Source organism: Kushneria sp. AK178, assembly GCF_053903105.1.
Genome location: NZ_CP096381.1, coordinates 2,628,515 through 2,645,439, shown reverse-complemented (window position 1 = coordinate 2,645,439; position 16,925 = coordinate 2,628,515). Strand labels below are relative to the sequence as shown.

At 64.2% G+C, this 16,925-nt stretch carries 15 protein-coding genes; 10 read left to right on the top strand and 5 right to left on the bottom strand.

Going from position 1 to position 16,925, the window contains the following annotated elements:
• Positions 1-54: 54 nt before the first annotated feature.
• The 7 genes from surE to lpxL all read left to right on the top strand — a co-directional run bounded on the left by surE (position 55) and on the right by lpxL (position 8,283).
• The gene (gene surE, locus M1D97_RS12120; protein ID WP_456267980.1) at positions 55-831 is read left to right on the top strand and encodes a 5'/3'-nucleotidase SurE; all 777 of its coding nucleotides are present in this window, start codon (positions 55-57) and stop codon (positions 829-831) included.
• 168 nt (positions 832-999) lie between these two features.
• On the top strand, positions 1,000-1,965 hold the full coding sequence (locus tag M1D97_RS12115) for a DUF368 domain-containing protein (protein WP_456267979.1): 966 nt from the start codon (positions 1,000-1,002) through the stop codon (positions 1,963-1,965).
• A complete protein-coding gene (locus M1D97_RS12110; RefSeq protein ID WP_456267978.1) occupies positions 1,962-3,062 on the top strand; it encodes a peptidoglycan DD-metalloendopeptidase family protein in 1,101 nt (366 codons plus the stop codon). Before M1D97_RS12115 ends, M1D97_RS12110 begins: the two co-directional genes overlap by 4 nt.
• A 110-nt stretch (positions 3,063-3,172) precedes the next feature.
• The gene (gene rpoS / locus M1D97_RS12105; protein WP_456267977.1) at positions 3,173-4,153 is read left to right on the top strand and encodes an RNA polymerase sigma factor RpoS; all 981 of its coding nucleotides are present in this window, start codon (positions 3,173-3,175) and stop codon (positions 4,151-4,153) included.
• 297 nt (positions 4,154-4,450) lie between these two features.
• The gene (locus tag M1D97_RS12100) at positions 4,451-6,034 is read left to right on the top strand and encodes a TolC family outer membrane protein (RefSeq protein WP_456267976.1); all 1,584 of its coding nucleotides are present in this window, start codon (positions 4,451-4,453) and stop codon (positions 6,032-6,034) included.
• Between the two features lie 30 nt (positions 6,035-6,064).
• Positions 6,065-7,234 (top strand): alanine racemase, encoded by a 1,170-nt coding sequence (gene alr / locus M1D97_RS12095; RefSeq protein WP_456267975.1) that lies wholly within the window; start codon positions 6,065-6,067, stop codon positions 7,232-7,234.
• A gap of 122 nt (positions 7,235-7,356) precedes the next feature.
• Complete coding sequence (lpxL, locus tag M1D97_RS12090) at positions 7,357-8,283, top strand: LpxL/LpxP family Kdo(2)-lipid IV(A) lauroyl/palmitoleoyl acyltransferase (RefSeq protein WP_456267974.1); 927 nt, start codon at positions 7,357-7,359, stop codon at positions 8,281-8,283.
• 75 nt (positions 8,284-8,358) lie between these two features.
• Here lpxL and ettA read toward each other — a convergent pair whose 3' ends face one another.
• From ettA to M1D97_RS12075, 3 genes are all read right to left on the bottom strand, one after another.
• Positions 8,359-10,020 carry an energy-dependent translational throttle protein EttA gene (ettA, locus tag M1D97_RS12085; protein ID WP_456267973.1) on the bottom strand — a complete coding sequence of 554 codons (1,662 nt, stop codon included), beginning with the start codon at positions 10,018-10,020 and terminating at the stop codon, positions 8,359-8,361.
• A gap of 188 nt (positions 10,021-10,208) precedes the next feature.
• On the bottom strand, positions 10,209-10,397 hold the full coding sequence (locus M1D97_RS12080; protein WP_456267972.1) for a PA3496 family putative envelope integrity protein: 189 nt from the start codon (positions 10,395-10,397) through the stop codon (positions 10,209-10,211).
• A 176-nt stretch (positions 10,398-10,573) separates the two neighbouring features.
• A complete protein-coding gene (locus M1D97_RS12075) occupies positions 10,574-11,011 on the bottom strand; it encodes a PAS domain-containing protein (protein WP_456267971.1) in 438 nt (145 codons plus the stop codon).
• 262 nt (positions 11,012-11,273) lie between these two features.
• Here M1D97_RS12075 and M1D97_RS12070 point away from each other — a divergent pair, with 262 nt between their 5' ends.
• Entirely contained in the window at positions 11,274-11,558 is a 285-nt protein-coding gene (locus M1D97_RS12070) for a SelT/SelW/SelH family protein (protein WP_456267970.1), read from the top strand.
• An 11-nt stretch (positions 11,559-11,569) separates the two neighbouring features.
• On the opposite strand, the gene M1D97_RS12065 is transcribed toward M1D97_RS12070, so the two are convergent.
• Positions 11,570-12,550, bottom strand: a complete 981-nt coding sequence (locus M1D97_RS12065) for a zinc transporter ZntB (protein ID WP_456267969.1) — start codon at positions 12,548-12,550, stop codon at positions 11,570-11,572.
• Positions 12,551-12,633: 83 nt separating this feature from the next.
• Positions 12,634-13,332 (bottom strand): arylesterase, encoded by a 699-nt coding sequence (locus tag M1D97_RS12060; RefSeq protein WP_456267968.1) that lies wholly within the window; start codon positions 13,330-13,332, stop codon positions 12,634-12,636.
• Position 13,333: 1 nt separating this feature from the next.
• On the opposite strand from M1D97_RS12060, the gene M1D97_RS12055 reads away from it, so the two are divergent.
• Entirely contained in the window at positions 13,334-14,146 is an 813-nt protein-coding gene (locus M1D97_RS12055) for an ABC transporter ATP-binding protein (RefSeq protein ID WP_456267967.1), read from the top strand.
• On the top strand, positions 14,146-16,713 hold the full coding sequence (locus M1D97_RS12050; protein ID WP_456267966.1) for an ABC transporter permease: 2,568 nt from the start codon (positions 14,146-14,148) through the stop codon (positions 16,711-16,713). Before M1D97_RS12055 ends, M1D97_RS12050 begins: the two co-directional genes overlap by 1 nt.
• The last annotated feature ends 212 nt before the right edge of the window (positions 16,714-16,925 follow it).

The following is a 16,925-nucleotide window of genomic DNA, read 5'->3' as shown; positions in this document are numbered from 1 at the left end:
GCCTGAACCGGCGCCATTTCATCCATTTTTTACTGACATGAACAGGGACGTCCAATGCGCAGACTGCTTCTATCCAACGACGACGGGGTTCATGCACCGGGGCTCAAAGCGCTGCATGATGCCCTGGTCGATCAGGCCCGGCTGCGGGTGATCGCGCCTGACCGCGATCGCAGCGGCGCCAGCAATTCGCTGACGCTCTCCTATCCGTTGTCGCTGACCCCGCTGGACAGCGGTTTCTACAGTGTGGATGGCACGCCCGCGGACTGCGTCTATCTGGGCGTGAGCGATGTGTTTGATGAGTCGGTAGACATGGTCATCTCCGGCATCAATCACGGCGCCAACCTGGGCGATGACGTGCTCTATTCCGGCACCGTGGCCGCTGCCATGGAGGGGCGCTCGCTGGGGCTGTCGGCGATTGCCATGTCGCTGGCGGGCCATCAGTATTTCGAAACGGCCGGCCGGGTGGCCGCGACCCTGGTCAGCGCCGTGGATCAGCTGGCGCTGCCGCCGCGCAGCCTTTTGAACGTCAATGTGCCCGATGTGCCCTGGGAGGAACTCAAGGGCTTCCGGGTGACCCGACAGGGCCAGCGCGGTCAGGGCAGTCAGCCCCTGCGGCTGCAGGACCCGCGGGGGCGCACCCGCTACTGGATCGCGGCCTCGGGCACCAGTTCCGACATGGGCGAAGACACCGATTTCGCGGCCATCGAGGCCGGTTACGTTTCGATCACGCCGCTGCAGACGGATCTGACCCGCCACGCCTCGATCAGCGATGTGCACGGCTGGCTCGAGGCGCTCACCAGTCAGCGCCAGCGCGGCGGCGATCTGTCCTGAGTCCTTGTTGAACGCCTCGGGGCAGACAGCCACCAGGGGTGATGCGATACTCGCGCCCCTTGAATCGACAGGGGCGCACCGGTGCTGGCCTGGAGCCAGCACCGGCGGCGCCCCTTGCAAGTATCCCGAGTCGGTCCCCGGGCCGCCCATTTATCTGGAGTAGAACAAGTGAAAAGGCATGTGACGCTTTTTCTGAAAGGCATGGGCATGGGGGCGGCGGATTCCGTGCCCGGCGTGTCCGGCGGTACCATTGCATTTGTAACGGGCATCTATGAAGAGCTGATCGAGACCATCCGGCGTTTCGGCCCCAGCGCGATCGGCGCGCTGCGCGAGCACGGGCTCAAGGGACTGATCGTTCATCTCAATCTCGGCTTTCTAATCCCGCTGCTGGTCGGTGTCGCCGCCAGCGTGCTGAGTCTGGCGCATCTGGTGAGCTATCTGCTGGAACACCAGACCCTGCTGCTCAATGCCTTCTTTTTCGGGCTGGTGGTCGCCTCGGCAATCGTGGTGGCCCGCCGGCTGGATCGCTGGCGCCTCGTGTTTCTGGTGCCGCTGGCGCTGGGGGCGCTGCTGGCGCACTATCTGCCGGCGCTTCTGCCCAGCGGCAGCGGCGCACCGATGCTGTTCGTGGCAGGCGCCATCGCCATCAGCGCCATGCTGCTGCCCGGCGTGTCCGGCAGCTTTCTGCTGTTGACCATGGGCATGTATCACACCGTCATCGACGCCATCAAGGCGTTTGATCTCGTCACCATGGCGCAGTTTGCGCTGGGCTGTCTGCTGGGGCTGTTTACCTTTTCACGCCTGCTGTCATGGCTTTTCAGGCATCACTATTCCAGCACGCTGTATCTTCTGATCGGCTTTATCCTGGGGTCGCTACCGGTGCTCTGGCCCTGGCGTTCGCTGGAGAGCTACACGATGTCGTCGGATGGCGAAGTGGTGCCGCTGCAGTATCAGCTGCTGTCGCCGGAAGCCTATACGGCGGTGACCGGTGAACCGTCGCAGCTGTGGCCGGCACTGGCACTGGCGCTGATCGGGTTCGTGATGGTGGTGGCCGTGGGAGAGCGCTCCGGCGCGGTCTTGTCACGGGCACCGACAAATAGTCAATCAATGTCAGGGGAGCAGGACAGGACATGATTCGATTTTATCCGCGCATGCGGCAGGTCACGCTGGGCAGCAGCGTGGTGTTAATGGCAGTGCTGGGCGGCTGTGCCCAGCTCGATAACGCGCCGGCCGTGGAAGAGGCCTCGTTCAATCAGAGTTCGATGGCCAGCGGCATCTACCACGTCCAGCGTGGCGATACGATCTACTCGATCGGCTGGAAAACCGGCATCGATTTCCGCCGGCTGGCCTCGCTGAACAATCTCGAACCGCCCTACAACATCGAGCCCGGCCAGGCGCTGCGGCTCAATGACAATGTCAGTGCCCCGTCAGGGCCGTCTTCATCCGTGGCGTCTTCGGGCACCAGCGGCACGCGGGCCACGGCGCTCAGCGGGGCACCGGGCAGCGACAGCGGCGGTGGCGATGACAGCTGGCTCTCCCCCGATGAAGACACCATCGATCGCAACCGCACGACCGGTGCCGGCGCGCAGGGCACGTCGCGAGAGCAGGTGTCGCAGAGCGCGATCGGGGCAGCCACCGGCGTGGGCGCCGCGGCCGGCAGCGCCGCCGACGGTTCCGCAAACAGTACCGGTGGCGGTCAGGATGCCGGCAGCAGCCAGAGTCCGGCGCCGTCACAGGGCAGCGACGCCGCCTCTACCGGCTCTGCCGACAGTGGCACTCAGGCCGACACCGGCGGCACGGCGGTAGCCGGCAAGACCACCAGTGAGGACCGCTCCGATCGCACCTATACCCCTACCACCAATATTGATTGGCAGTGGCCCACCGAGGGCAGCGTCGTGGGTAGTTTCGGCGACGAGACAAATCTCACGGCCGGGATTGATATTGCTGGTCAAAAGGGGCAACCTGTCAAGGCAGCCGGTCCCGGTATTGTCGTCTACGCCGGAGATGGTGTTCGCGGCTATGGCAACCTCATCATCCTCAAGCACAACGATCACTTCCTCAGCGCCTATGCGCATAATGACGCCCTGAACGTCAGGGAGAACGATGTTGTTCGCCAGGGTGAAACGATTGCCACCATGGGGTCGACCGACGCCGACAGCGTCAAGCTGCATTTTGAAATACGCCAGGATGGCCAACCGAAGGATCCGATGCAGTATCTGCCGGATCGCTGAGGCACCAGGGAGACCGCTCATCCCTATCGAGATGAGCGGTGTTATGAGACCCGGGGGAACATCGACATCGTCGATGATGCGGGAACCTCAAACGAAAAGGGGAAGTCGATATGAGCGTGGTTGAACAGGGATTGCACGACGACGTTGAACTGGAAGAGAACGAAAACGAGCTCTCGCTCGACGATAATAACAAGGAAGTGGACAACGAAGACGCGTTCGAAAAGGCCCTGAACCGGGAAGAACGCCAACAGCAGCATCAAAGTCTTGATGCGACCCAGATTTATCTCAACGAAATCGGATTTTCTCCGCTTCTGACACCGGAAGAGGAAGTCCATTACGGCCGTCTGGCGCGCCAGGGTGACCCTGCCGGGCGTCAGCGCATGATCGAGTCCAACCTGCGTCTGGTCGTCAAGATCGCACGACGCTATCTCAATCGCGGCCTGACCCTGCTCGATCTGATCGAGGAAGGCAATCTGGGCCTGATTCGCGCGGTAGAGAAGTTCGATCCCGAGCGCGGCTTTCGCTTCTCGACCTACGCCACCTGGTGGATTCGCCAGACCATTGAACGGGCGCTGATGAATCAGACCCGGACCATTCGTCTGCCCATTCACGTGGTCAAGGAGCTCAACGTCTATCTGCGCGCCTCGCGCGAGCTGACGCAAAAGCTTGATCATGAACCCACCGCAGACGACATCGCCACGCATCTGGACCGTCCGGTCGAGTCGGTCAAGCGGATGATGGGGCTCAACGAGCGCGTCTCCTCGGTGGATTACCCGGTCGGCAACGAAAACGACAAGCCGCTGCTGGACACGCTGGCCGATGACAACGAGGCCGGTCCGGAGTCCGAGCTGGTCGATTTCGACGTCAAGGCGCATGTCGACGAGTGGCTTGGCGAGCTGACCGAAAAGCAGATGGAAGTGGTCGTGCGCCGCTTCGGGCTGCGCGGGCACGAGGCGGCCACGCTGGAAGAGGTGGGCGAAGAGATCGGCCTGACCCGCGAGCGGGTGCGCCAGATTCAGGTCGAGGCGCTCAAGAAGCTGCGCCGCATGCTGGAAAAGCAGGGCCTGTCGCTGGATGCCATCTTTGAGTGACCCTCTCATGGCCTGATGGTCTCGGGCCAGCCATCCGCTGCCGGATCAGCGGATCATCAAAACGGCGCCAACCCTGGCGCTGTTTTTTTTGCTCGAGGGCGCTATCGTGACGTTTCGACGCGCGCCTTTAAACATTCAGGAATGTATGTAAGATCGGGCAGTGTGTTAAGCTCGCCGCCCCATAAGGTAGCTGCACTGTGATCATGACAGTGCACTCGATAGTGCCAAAAGGTTGCCAGCCGGTCACAAGACGCTGACCAGAGACGGCCATAACCGTTTTAGACAGGGAATCATTCGATGCGTAAGTTCAGAGTACTGCCACTGGTGCTTGCCGTCTCGCTTGCAGGCCAGGTTCAGGCGGCGGATCTGATGACCATCGCGCGCGATGCGCTGGTCAACAATGCCGACCTTGCCGCTTCAAGGTCCAATTACAGCAGCGTCCAGGCCGGCGAGGATATCGAGCGGGGCGATCTGCTGCCTCAGGTCAGCGCCAGCGGCAGCGTCACGCGCAGCAATATTACCTCCGGCGGGGGAGCCGCGGGAGGTGATGGAACCGAAGGCGGTGGCCCGGGCGGCGACAATCACTATACCGATACTTCAGTGCAGGTGCAGGCCACCCAGGCCCTGTTTGATGCCACCAACTGGTATCAGCTGGAAGCCTCGAAGCGCCAGACCGCTCAGGAAGCCCTGAACCTGCGTGCGGATCGCCAGCAGCTGCTCTATAACGTGGCCCAGGCCTATTTCGATGTGCTGCGCGCCAAGGAGCAGCTTGATACCCTGCGCGCCGAAGAGCAGGCCATCGAGCGCCAGCTCGAGCAGGTGCGCCAGCAGTTCGATGTCGGCATCGTGGCGGCCACCGATGTCTATGAAGCCCAGGCCTCCTATGATCTGACCCGCTCGCAGCGCATCTCCCAGGAGAGCACGCTGCAGGTCAATTTCGAAGCGCTCGAGCAGCTGACCGGCAAGCAGTATCCCAGCATCGATGGCCTGGCCGACGACATGCCCATCGAGCGCCCGACGCCGGCCAGCCAGCAGGCGTGGGTCGAGATGGCCTCCAGCCGGAATCTGGACCTGCTGGCCGCGCGTGCCGGTGTCGACGTGGCGCGCGCCAATCTCGATACCTCGCGTTCGGGGCACCTGCCGACGCTGTCCGCCTTCGCCAACTACAGTTACGGTGACAGCAGCCAGAATCTGAGCGGTCACAACGAGCGAAATCAGCTCGGGCTGGAAGCGACCGTCCCCATCTACACCGGCGGTTCGACCAGCGCCCAGGTGCGTCAGAGTACGTACTCGCTGGAACAGACCCAGTATCAGCAGGAGTCGCAGCTGCGCACGGCTGTTCAGCAGGTGCGCTCCTACTACTCCCGGGCGCTCAACAACGTATTGAGCGTGCAGGCACAGCAGCGCTCCATCGAATCCAACCGCAGCGCGCTGGAAGCCACGCGCAACGGCTATGAAGTCGGCACGCGTAACATCGTCGATGTGCTGCAGGCCCAGCAGAATCTCTTTACCGCGATCTCCAACTACGCCGACGCGCGCTACGACTACGTCCTCAACATGCTGAGCCTGCGTCAGGAGGCCGGTATTCTGGATGTCGACACCCTGGAAGTGCTCAACAGCTGGCTGCGTGCCGACCAGGCCGTGTCGCTGAACTTTCGGTCGCAGGGGACGACGGGGCTGGGGATCGGCGATGATCAGCCGGACCCCGGCATGAACGGGCCCAGCCCGCTGGAAGGCAGTCAGGGGCGCAGTGGCCAGCGCGAGCTGCCGCCGCCCAATCGCACCGCCATGCCGGACAACAACGGCCTCAACGGCCTGGGTCGCGGTGGTCTGGGTCGCGGCGGCCCGGGTCGTGACATGCCCGGCAACACCGGCTACTGAGTTCCATTTCCTGGTACGGGGATCGATCGCATGAGGCCGCTGACGGCGCATATTGATCTGGATGCGCTGCGTCACAACTACCGTCAGGCGTGCCGCCATGCGCCCGGGGCCCGGGCCATGGCCGTACTCAAGGCCAATGCCTACGGTCACGGCGCCGCCGCGTGCGCCCATGCGCTGCAGGGTCTGGCACCGGCCATGGCGGTAGCCTGTCTGGAAGAGGGGCAGGCGCTGCGCCAGGCCGGCATGACGTGTCCGATCGTGCTGCTGGAGGGCTTTTTCGAGGCCGCCGAGCTTGATGAGATCATCACCGGCGGCTACTGGAGCGTGCTGCACACGCCCTGGCAGGTGGATGCGCTGCTGAGCCGGCTCGAGCACTGGCCGCAGCACCGGATCACCGTACTGATCAAGTGCGACAGCGGCATGCACCGGCTGGGGTTTGCCCCTGACGAGGTCGAAGATGTCTGCCGCCGTCTGCGCTCGCACGCCGGCATCGGGCAGACGCTGCTGATGACCCATTTTGCCACTGCCGACACCCCGGACAGCCCGCTTCTCGCCGCGCAGCTGGAGACGATCCAGACCCTGCGCCATCGCCTCGAGCTGCCCGGCTGCTTCGCCAACTCGCCGGCCACCCTGAGCGCGCCGGCAGCCCACCATGACTGGGTACGGCCGGGCGTCATGCTCTACGGCGTCAACCCGCTTGCCCCCGAACAGGCACGCCATGATGAGATCAGCCGGACGCTGCAGCCTGTCATGACGCTGGAAAGCCGGATCATCGCCGTGCGCGAGCTCTCCGCCGGCGAGCCCATCGGCTATGGCGCGCGTCACGTGACCGATCGACCCACGCGGGTCGGTGTGGTGGCCTGCGGCTACGGCGATGGTTATGATCGTCACGCCCGGGAGGGCACGCCGGTGCTGGTGGACGGCCAGCGCGCTGCCCTTGCCGGGCGTGTGTCGATGGACATGCTGACGGTGGATATCACCGATATCCCCGGGGCGGCGATCGGCTCACGCGTGACCCTGTGGGGGCGCGACGCCAGTGGTGCCGTGCTCGAGGTCAGCGAAGTCGCGCAGTGGTGCGATACCATCGCCTATACGCTGTTGACCGGTATACTGCCGCGGGTGCCGCGCCGTTATCATCCGGGCAGCGACCCGACAGTATCCTCGAACGATCCGATGTCGGCCGCCGGCACGCCCTCCTGAGCGGAATTCGCCGGCCCCTGAGGGCGGGGCGGTGCCTCTGCCGGAATGGCCGATGAGCGTCTGGCGGCCGCGAGGCGATGTGCCATCGCGTCGACAGACAAGGAAGTGATACAGGCTGATTGATGAGCAAACGCAAACGTCACGAATATCCCGAGTCCTTCGCTCACCCGCGCTACTGGCCGACCTGGTGCGCGATCGGTCTGATGCGCGCGGGCGCCTTTCTGCCCTGGCGGCTCAAGCTGTGGATCGGCACCGCCATCGGTGAGCTGGTCTGGCGCTTCGTCAAGCGCCGTCGCCACATCACCGAGACCAACCTGCGGCTGTGCTTTCCCGAGCTCGATGAGCGCGAGCTGGCAAGACTGGTGCGGCGCACCTTTCACGCCAACGGTATCGGCATTCTGGAAACCGCCACCGGCTGGTGTCGTGACCCCGAACATCTGCGCCACCGGGTCAGCTTCAAGGGCACCGAGCACATGGAAGCGGCGAAAGCGCAGGGGAAGGGCGTACTGATCATCGGTATTCACTTCTCGACGCTGGATCTGGGCGGGGCGCTGCACTCGCTGTTTTTCGATGCCGACGTGGTCTATCGCCCGCACAACAACCCGCTGTTCGAGCGTTTCATGACGAAGGCGCGGCGCGGCATCTTCGGCGCGGCCATCGATCGCCATGATCTGCGCGGCGTGGTGCGGCGCATCAAGGGGGGGCATGCGGTGTGGTACTCGCCGGACCAGGACTTCGGCCGCGAAGCGAGCGTCTTCGCGCCCTTTTTCGGCATTGATGCCGCCTCGATCCGGCTGACCTCCAAGATCGCGCGCATGACCGGCGCGCCGGTCATGCCGCTGATGTTTCATCGCAACCCGGACAATCGCACCTACACGCTCGAGTACCTGCCGGCGCTGGAAAACTTCCCCAGCGGCGATGAGGTCGCCGACGCCACCCAGGTCAACGCCTTCATCGAGACCGCCATTCGCAAGCATCCCGAGCAGTACCTCTGGCTGCATCGACGCTTCAAGACCCGCCCGGAAGGAGAAGCGTCCTTCTACGACTAGCGTCGCAGGCAGCAGGACAAAAAAGGGCCACCCCGACAGGGTGGCCCTTTTTGATGGTGCAGCGCGTGGCCCGGATCAGGCGTCGATGCGCTTGTACTTCACGCGTTTGGGCGTGTCGCTGCCCACACGCTTGTGGTAGTCCGCCTCATATTCGGTGTAGTTGCCCTCGAAAAACTCGATGTGCGACTCGCCTTCGTAGGCCAGAATATGGGTGGCCACGCGGTCCAGGAACCAGCGGTCGTGGCTGATGACCAAAGCGCAGCCCGGGAAGGCCAGCAGCGCTTCTTCCAGGGCGCGCAGGGTCTCGATGTCCAGGTCGTTGGAGGGCTCATCGAGCAGCAGCACGTTGGCGCCCTGCTTGAGGGTCTGCGCCAGCTGCAGACGCCCGCGCTCCCCGCCGGAAAGGTCCTTGAGATACTTCTGCTGGTCGTTGCCCTTGAAGTTGAAACGACCCACATAGGCGCGCGAGGAGACCTCGTAGCCGTTGATGTTGAGCATGTCCTGGCCGCCGGAGACGGCTTCCCAGACGGTCTGGCGATCGTCCATCGCTTCGCGCAGTTGCTCGACATAGGCAACATCGACGGTATCGCCGAGCACCACCTCACCGCTGTCGGGCTGCTCCTGACCGGCGATCATGCGAAACAGGGTCGACTTGCCGGCGCCGTTGCCGCCCACGATGCCCACGATGGCACCCGGCGGGACGGACATCGACAGATCATCGATCAGTACCTTGTCGCCAAAGCGCTTGGTGACGTTGTGCAGTTCGATGACCTTGTCGCCCAGACGCGGTCCCGGCGGAATGTAGATCTCGTTGGTCTCGTTGCGCTTCTGGAAGTCGCCGGACTGCAGCTCGTCAAAGCGGTCGAGGCGTGCCTTGTTCTTGGCCTGACGCCCCTTGGGATTCTGACGCACCCACTCGAGCTCCTGCTTGATCGCCTTCTGACGCGAGGCCTCCTGCTTGGCCTCCTGCTCCAGGCGCTTCTCCTTGGCCTCGAGCCAGGTGGAGTAGTTGCCTTCCCAGGGAATGCCCTGGCCGCGGTCGAGCTCGAGAATCCAGCCGGCGGCGTTATCGAGGAAGTAGCGGTCGTGGGTGACCGCCACCACGGTGCCGCTGAATTCGGTCAGAAAGCGCTCCAGCCAGGCCACGGACTCGGCGTCCAGGTGGTTGGTCGGCTCGTCGAGCAGCAGCATGTCGGGGCCGGACAGCAGCAGCCGGCACAGGGCGACACGGCGGCGCTCACCGCCGGAGAGGTGCTCGACGCGGGCGTCCCAGGGCGGCAGGCGCAGCGCCTCGGCGGCCACTTCCAGCTTGCGCTCCAGGTTGTGGGCGTCGCTGGCCTCGATCAGATTCTCGAGGCGGGCCTGCTCCGCGGCCAGGGCGTCAAAGTCGGCGTCCGGCTCGGCATAGGCGGCATAGACCGCATCGAGTCTGGCCTGCGCGTCGGTAATTTCGGCCAGCGCTTCCTCGACGGTTTCGCGGACCGTCTTGCTGTCGTCGAGCTCCGGCTCCTGCGGCAGGTAGCCCACGTTAAGGTTGGGCATGGCCCGGGCCTCGCCGTGGTAATCCTGATCGACGCCCGCCATGATTCGCAGCAGTGATGACTTGCCCGAACCGTTAAGCCCGAGCACGCCGATCTTGGCGCCGGGGAAGAACGACAGGGAAATATCCTTGAGGATGTCACGCTTGGGGGGCACGGTCTTGCCCACCCGATTCATGGTATATACGTATTGCGCCATGGGGATGGATTCAGCCTCGTATTGGGTGGTGATGGGCAGGGTACCAGAGGCAATCGTCTGCCAGTACCGTGATGATAGTGATCAGGGCAGGCCACGGCCAGCACCGGGCGAGACACCTCATGACGGTCAAGAACGCGCAGGGCGCCACACGGGCGCCCTGCAGGGGGAGAAGGGCGTGGCAGGCGAGGCTACTCCTCCTCGTCCCACGCGGCCCAGTCATCGCTCAGATCGCGCGCGAGACGGCGCTCTTCCAGCAGTGCTTCGACGCGTCGGCGCGCGCAGAGCGCCCCCCTGGCGGGACGCCCGGGGAGGGTCCAGGCGTCGTCGTTGACTGCTTCCGGCGCATTGTAGGCTTCTTCATACAGCTCGGTACTCATGGCGGCTGCCCTCAGCTGCAAAAAAGGGCTATATAACGCCGTTTGACGGGGTGGGCAAGTGGTTTTTACTTTTCCGGCAAGCGATTCCTGACACGGCATCCGCTCTGGAAAAAACAGCGAGACCCGCACATGGCGGGCCTCGACGGATATCGTTGAAACTCTGCGACAAATGTGACTCAGGACATCTCTTCGACGCGCGCGCGCAGACGCTCGAGCTCCTGCTGCGCCTCGACCAGCCGGGTCACATCCTTCTGGACGCCGATGAAATAGAGCAGCTGGTCCTCTTCATCATGAACGGGCGTAATGGAGAGTTCATTCCAGAACAGCGAACCGTCCTTTTTGTAGTTGCGGATGATTTCGCGACAGGTGTGGCCCTCCTTGAGGGCGTCGCGAATGCGGTCAAGACCGGGCTGTTGATTGTCGCCGTTTTGCAGAAAGCGGCAGTCCCGATAGAGAATTTCATCGGCGCTATAACCGGTCAGCGCTTCAAAGCCGCTGTTGACGTAGATCAGGATGTTTTCGTTGCCTTCCTGTTCTGCCACGACAATACCGTCACCCGAGGCGTTGACGACACGTTCGAGCAGCTCGGGGCTGATCATCCGCTGTGTTTGCATGATCGATGCTTCCTCAAATGAAAATGCTGCCCTGATGTGCAGGTAGCGACTTTTCGGTCATGAAAGATAAAGTGACATGATAGGAAGTCCAGCCGGGGCGATGCCAGCACAATGAGTAGTAAAAATGGACTGCCGGCGGGGGTTTATTAGACAAGCTAATGGCAAACCAGTTTTTTTAAGGTTTTCTGTTGCTCAATGTAATCTGTATCAACGAGCGGCAGGGCCGGCATTCCGCCGGCGGTAATGATCGAAAGGAGACGTCATGAAGGTTGTCATTCACTACTGCACCGGATGCCAGTGGCTTCTGCGTGCCGGATGGTACGCCCAGGAGCTGTTGTCCACCTTTGGCGAGAGTCTGGAGCAGGTGGCACTGGCGCCGAGCCACGGCGGCCACTTCGAGGTCGTGGTCATGACCGGTGACGAGGCCACGCCGGAGGTGATCTGGGAGCGCAAGCGCGATGGCGGCTTCCCCGATATCAAGGAGCTCAAGCGCCGGGTGCGCGACCGGCTCGATCCCGAGCGTGATCTGGGGCATCTCGACCGCTGACGCCTTGTGCGCTACCACCAGCGCCATTTTTTCAAAAGCGCCATGACGCCGGCGCCTACCAGCATCGACAGCAGCACTACCACGATAAAGCCTGCCGGGCTGTCGGCACCGGGGATGCCGCCGACGTTGATCCCCAAAAGCCCGGTCAGAAAGGTCAGGGGCAGGAATACGGCGGTGATGATCGCCAGCAGATACATGCGCTCGTTAAGCCGCTCGTTGTGCGAGTTCCAGATCTGCTCCTGCAGGATCAGGGCGCGCTCCTGCATGGCGCGAAAGTCCTCGACATAGCGGTAGAGCTGGTTGGCCGCCTCGCGCAGCCACAACCGGGCGGTCTCGTCGAAGATGTCATCCTCCGCCAGCCGCATCAGGCAGTGATACTGCGGCTCCATGAAGCGGCGCAGCGTGATCAGGGGCTGGCGAATATCGGTCAGCGCCTCGTTGGTGATGGTGGCGGCCTCCCGGTCGGCCTGACGTTCCTCCAGCTCCCCCAGCGCGTCATCCAGCTGATGGGTCAACTCCCCGACGCGATCGACCAGTGTATCGGCCATGCCGGCCAGCAGCTCGCCCACGTTGCGGGCGCCTTCACCGGCATCCAGATAGGTGCGCACCCGGGTGATCGACTGCAGCGGCCGCCGGCGCACGGTGATCAGGCGGTTGTCGGTCAGCCAGACCCGCAGCGACACCAGATCGTCGGGGTCGGCCCCGGGGTTCAGGTTGATGCCGCGCAGGGTCGTGATTCTGCCACCCTTGAAAACGGCCACGCGCGGGCGCGTGTCCTCTTCCGTCAGCGCCTCGATGATGTCCTCGTCGAGGGCGGCAACGGTGCCGAGAAAGTGGTCGACATCCTGATGGGTAAAGTCCAGATGCATCCAGAGCTGCGCCGGATCGTGATGCCAGACGCGTGACAGGTCCTCGGGGGCCAGGGGTGTGCCGCTGCCCTGACCATCCAGACGATAGGCCGCGACAAAGGAGGAGAGAGACGCAGGGGTCATGACGGCGGTGTCACCATGAATCGGGTTGCGAAATATACGGGACAAGGGACACGGCGGCGCGGCCGCCGTGCTTGAACCACTACTTAATGACCGCTGGCATGGGCCGTGTCGCCCGACGATGCTTCATCGAGCATGGCGGTTACCGTCGGCCAGATATTGTCGAGGATGATGGGCTGGCCCTGAGCGTTCGGGTGAATGCGGTCATCCTGCATCAGCGCCTCGTTGAGCGCCACGCCGTCGAGGATAAAGGGCACCAGCGGTACCTCGTACTCGTCGGCCAGCGCCGGGAACACGTCGGCAAACGCCTTCGTATAGGCCTGGCCGTAGTTGGGCGGAATCATGATGCCCAGCAGGGCAACACGGGCGCCGCTGGCCTGGCTCTTCTCGATCATTTGCGCCAGGTTATCCTGCATGCGCTCCGGTGGCAGCCCCTGCAGGCCATCGTTGCCGCCCAGCTCCAGCAGCACGATATCGGGATGGTGGGTCTCGAGCGCCTCGGGCAGCCGTTCGAGACCGCCGGCCGTGGTGTCGCCACTGATACTGGCGTTGATGACCGTATGCTCGCCCGGCGCCTCGGCGTCCAGTCGCTGACGCATCAGATTGACCCAGCCCTCGTCGCGGTCGATACCGCGGGCGGCGCTCAAGCTGTCACCCAGTACCATGAGGGTATCGGCATGCACCGGCTGCAGGGCCGCGGCCAGCATCACCAGCAGCATCATCAATGGGCGTCGGGCGCTCGAGCCGATGCGGCATGACACATTCATCCAATTCAGGTAGCGCAAGATGTCGACTCCAGAAGCCAGAAAACAGAACGTTGAGCACCCCGGGCAGGACACGCGCCCTCGGGGCGACCAGGCACGAAGCGCTCATCCAAAGGATAGAACACCGATACTGACGGCGCGCCAGCTTGAAAAGACCGTCGATAGCGGCTCGGGCCGGCTCACCATTCTACAGGGTCTGGATCTGGCGATTCATGCCGGCGAAAGCGTGGCGATCGTCGGCAGCTCGGGGGCGGGCAAATCCACCCTGCTGGCCCTGCTGGCGGGACTGGACACGCTCACCCGGGGCGAGCTCTCCCTGTTCGGCACGTCGCTGTCATCGCTGGATGAAGACGGGCGCGCCCGGCTGCGGGCCGGCCAGGTCGGCTTCGTGTTTCAGAACTTTCAGCTGCTGCCCACGCTGACGGCGCTGGAAAACGTGCTGCTGCCGCTGGAGCTGAGCGAGACCGGCATCGATACCGACCAGGCACGGCAGTGGCTGGCGCGGGTGGGGCTTGACGAGCGCATCCAGCACCTGCCCAAACAGCTTTCCGGCGGCGAGCAGCAGCGGGTGGCGATCGCCCGTGCCTTCGTGACCAACCCGGCGCTGGTGTTTGCCGATGAGCCGACCGGCAATCTTGATCGCGCCACGGGAGACCGGATCGCGGAGCTGCTCTTTACGCTCAATCGCGAGTCCGGCACCACTCTGGTGCTGGTTACTCACGACCCGCAGCTGGCGGCGCGCTGTGATCGTACCCTGACGCTTGATGACGGGCAATTGCACGAGCGCATCAATACGCCTGCGGCCTCTCATGCCCCCGATGGAGCCGATCACTGATGAATGACCGATCGACCGCTGCCCGCCGTCAGCCGCTGGCCGGCGCGTTTCATACGCTGCGCCTGGGGGCGACCGGGCTCAAGCGTGATCTGCGCGCCGCGGATGTGCGCGCGCTCTTTCTGGCCCTGGTGCTGGCGGTGGCGGCCACCACCATGATCGGCTTCTTTCTGGATCGCATCGGCAGCGCGCTGGAGCGCCAGTCCGGGCAGCTGCTCGGCGGTGATCTGGTACTGGTACAGGGCAACCCGTTCGACACCGAGGTACTGGATACCCTGGAAGACGCCGGCATGACCACGGCGCGCCAGGTCAATACGGTGTCGATGGCCGGCGCCGATGATCGCTTCCAGCTGGCCAGTCTCAAGGGGGTGGCGCCGGCCTATCCGCTGTACGGCAGCTTTCAGGTCGATTTCGGTGATGGCGCCGAGACCACCACCCGGCTGCCGGAGCGGCACACCGTCTGGATCGAGCCGCGGCTGGGCAGTGCCCTGGGACTGACGCTGGGCGATTCTGTCACGCTGGGCGATGAGCCGTTCCGGATCAGTGGCTGGATTCTCGAGGAGCCGGATCAGGATGTGGGCCTGGCCAGCTTCAATCCGCGGATCATGATCAATATTCCGGATCTGGAGCGCTCGGGGCTGATCGCCCCCGGCGCCCGCCTGACCTGGCGGCTGCTGGCCGCCGGCCCGCCGGAGGCGGTGAGCTCGCTGGATGACCAGCTGGAGGCGTGGCAGGACCGCGGCATTCGCGTCATCGACGTGCGCGAGGACAGCCCGCGCATCGGGCGGGCGCTGGAGCGCTCCCAGCAGTATCTGAGCCTGTCGGGGCTGGCCGCCGTGCTGCTGGCCGGGGTGGCGGTGGCGATGGCCACCCGCCGCTACGTTGACCGCCATCTGGATACTGCGGCATTGATGCGCTGCTTTGGCGCCAGCCAGCAACAGCTGTCGCGCATCTTCGCCGCGCAGCTGGCCCTGCTGGCCCTCACCGCTGCCGCATCAGGCGCCGTGCTGGGGCTGGTCGGCCAGTGGGCCCTGTTGCGCCTGCTGGTGCAGTTTCTGCCGCTGGAGCTGCCGCCACCGGGTGTGCTGCCGCTGCTGCTGGGCATGCTGACGGCCGTGGCGATTCTGATCGGCTTTGCCGGCCCGACGCTGCTGCGCCTCAAGCAGGTCAGTGCGCTCAAGGTGCTGCGTCGCGAACTGGCGCCGCTGCCGGCCGCCGGCTGGGTCATCATCGCCTGTGCCAGTCTCATGTTCGGCGCGCTGCTCTGGCTCTATAGCGGCGATTTTTGGCTCTCGATCGGGCTGCTGATCGGCGGGCTCGTGGCGCTGGTCGTGCTGTGGGTCGTGGCGCAGGGGATGCTGTCGCTGCTGCTGGCGGGGGCAAGACTGCTGCCGCAGCACTGGCGCATGGGCAGTCGACAGCTGGCGCGGCGGCGCCGGTCCAGCATCGGCCAGATTCTGGCCTTTGCCGTCACCTTTGCCCTGATGGCGCTGATCGCGCTGGTGCGCACCGATCTGATCGATGACTGGCAGTCGAAGCTGCCATCGGATGCCCCCAATCAGTTCGCCATCAACATTCAGCCCAGCCAGCGCGACGGCTTTATCAGCGCACTGGATGAGATTACCGAGAGCCGCTCGGCGGTCTATCCCCTCGTCCGCGGCCGGCTGGTCGAGATCAACGGCGTCACCGCTCGTGACGCGGTGCCCGAAGCGGCCCGCAACGACGGCAATCTGCGCCGCGAAATCAACCTGACCTGGTCGGAGACCATGCCCGACAACAACACCCTCACCGAGGGCACGTGGTTTCAGGATGACGACGGGCAGGGCGATGGATCGGCTGACCGTGATGGTCCGGTGGGTGTGTCGGTGGCGGAAAGCATGGCGCAGGATCTGTCGCTCGACATCGGCGACCGGCTGACCTTCGACATCGGCGGGCGTGAGGTGGCCGCCGAAATTACCAGCCTGCGCCACGTGGAGTGGGAGTCGTTTCAGCCCAACTTCTTCGTGATCTTTCCGCCCGGGCCGCTCGAGCGCTTCAGCCACAGTTTCATTACTGCCTTTCATCTTCCCACCGATGAGCAGCAGGCGCTGGGGCCGCTGGTTCAGCAATATCCCTCGGTCTCGCTGCTGGATATCGATGCCATCCTGCAGCAGGTGCGTGATCTGCTGCGCCAGGTCTCCCGGGCCGTGGAGCTGGTGCTGCTGTTCGTGCTGCTGGCCGGCGTGGCCGTGCTCTATGCCGCGCTGACGGCCACCCGCCCGGCACGCGCCCATGAGTGGGCGCTGCTGCGGGTGTTTGGCGCCGGCGATCGACGGCTGGTACGGACACAGCTGGCAGAGTTCGGCTGGCTCGGCTTCTCCAGCGGTCTGCTGGGCGCGATGCTGGCGGAAGGGGCCAGTGCGCTGCTGTACGGCGTCTGGCTGGATCTCGATGTACGAGTGCACCTAAGCATATGGCTTGTCATGCCGCTGGGCGGGGCCCTTCTGATCGGCGGCATCGGCTACCTGCTCAGCACACCGCTGCGTCGCCAGGCGCCGATGGAGAGCCTGAAACTGCTGGGCGAGGGATAATCCCTTGCCCGCCGGCCGGGTATCCTGCCCCCGGCCGGTACTTCGGCGCATCGCCGGCCGGCAGTGTTCAGGCCTTCAGCACGTTTGCGAAAGAAGATTATCGCCTCTCTCATCGCCTTCCCACCAACCAGGGCCGTGCCGGCGGTCCACTCTACTGGTTGCCTTCCAATCCCGCCGGTATGGCGATTCATGCGCCACAGAGCAGATTAATG